The sequence below is a fragment of the Streptomyces novaecaesareae genome, assembly GCF_000716875.1.
GTDB classification, from domain to species: domain Bacteria; phylum Actinomycetota; class Actinomycetes; order Streptomycetales; family Streptomycetaceae; genus Kitasatospora; species Kitasatospora novaecaesareae.
This window is the reverse complement of sequence record NZ_JNWQ01000185.1, coordinates 1-1653: the sequence shown is the minus strand read 5'-3', so window position 1 is coordinate 1653 and position 1653 is coordinate 1. Positions and strand designations below refer to the sequence as shown.

The 1653-nt window shown below is 75.4% G+C and carries 1 protein-coding gene and 1 tRNA gene; both read left to right on the top strand.

Annotation, left to right across the window (positions count from 1 at the left end; genetic code table 11):
- The first annotated feature begins 133 nt into the window (after nucleotides 1–133).
- A tRNA-Ala gene (locus tag OP86_RS32370) sits at nucleotides 134–206 on the top strand.
- A 98-nt stretch (nucleotides 207–304) separates the two neighbouring features.
- On the top strand, nucleotides 305–1653 hold a 1349-nt coding region (locus OP86_RS32365; protein WP_033334427.1), incomplete at its 3' end, for an NsdA family TPR-like regulatory protein.

Genomic DNA, 1653 nt, shown 5'->3' with positions numbered 1-1653 from the left:
GGCCTGGTCGCGGGCCTGGTCGCGGGCCTCGGGAAACGGATTTCTGGAGCACGCCCCGGACCGTGTAAAGTAGTCGATGTCGCCAGGGAAACCGGAAGGAAACGACCGAAACCCCGGTGACATCGCAGGTCAAGGGGCTATAGCTCAGTTGGTAGAGCGCTTGCATGGCATGCAAGAGGTCTGGGGTTCAATTCCCCATAGCTCCACAGCATTCGAGAGCCGCCTCCCGGAAACGGGGGGCGGCTCTTCGCCGTTTCACCGGTGCGACCGGCAGGACGGCCGGGAATCCCGCTACCGTCGTGCCATGGCCGATCTGGAGCGAAGGCGGAACGAGGAACTGGCCCGGATACTCCACCAGCTCGGCTGGAGTCCGGAACGGCTCGCCCGCGAGGTAAGCCTCGCCCTGCCGCCCGGCCTGGCCATCAGCTCCACCGCTCCGTACAAGTGGCGCGACCGCGGCATGGTGCCCCGCAGCCCGCACGACCAGGCGGTCTGCGAGGTGCTCAGCCGCACCCTCGGCATCGCCGTCACCTACGAACAGCTCTGGGGCCGCATGGGCGGCCACCGCGGGGCCAAGATCCTCTCGCCCCGGCTGCTCACCGACCCGTGGACCGCCGACACCGCCCAGACCGCGCTGCGCGAGGCCGCCACCGACGCCGGGCCGGTCCGCCTCACCGACCTGTTCCGCAACGCCGACCTCGACCAGGCCGCCGCCCGGCTCGCCTCCCCGCCACCACCCGTCGGAGGCGGCGAAGGCGCCCTGCGCGTCGAGCCGGGACTCGTCGGCGAACTCGGCCTGTCCTACCGCAGCAAACAGCGACTCGAACGCTCCTGCGGCGGCGGCCTCGTCCTCGGCCCCACCCGGGCCGAACTCGCCATGCTCGCCAAGCTGCTGGAACTCGGCGCGTACGACGAACGGCTCGGCCGCGAGCTGTACGGCACGGCCAGCAGACTCGCCCGCCTCGCCGGCTGGGCCGCGTACGACCTCGGCCACGACGCGGCCGCCCAGCGCGCCTTCGTCGCCGCGCTGCGCGCCGCCCACGTCAGCGGCGACCCCCGGCTCGGCGTCGCCGTGCTCGGCGCACTGATGGTGCTCGCCACCCAGGGCCCGGGCGGGCGCGGCCTGGACGCCGTCTCCGCCCTCGAAACCGCCCTGGAGGCCCACGGCGCCGCGCTCGGACCCACCGGGCGGGCCCGCCAGCTCGGCCGGCTCGCCCGCGCCCACGGCCGCCGCGACGAGGCCCAGCGGGCCGAGGCCGCCGCCGCCCGGGCCTTCGCCGAACTGGACGGCGTGCCCGGCACCGACGAGGCCCGCGCCTCCCTCGCCGGGATGGTGGGGGAGGCCCGGCTCGCGCTCGGCCAGCACCGGATGGCGAAGGGACTGCTCGCCGAGGCCGTCGCCGGGCTCGGGCCGGGGCGGGCGCGCTCCAAGGCGCTGCTGATGGTGCGCCTCGCCGAGACCCACCGGCGGCTCGGCGACCAGCGGGAGGCGGCCCGCACCGCGGCGCTGGCCCGCTCGCTCGCGGCGGGGATGCAGTCGGAGCGGCTGGCGAAGGCGCTGCGGGACTTCGACGCGGCGGGGCGGGCGGCGGCGCGCGCGGTGGCGTTCGGCGGGGCGTCGTTGAGGGTGACGGCCAGGCCGCCGCCCTGCAG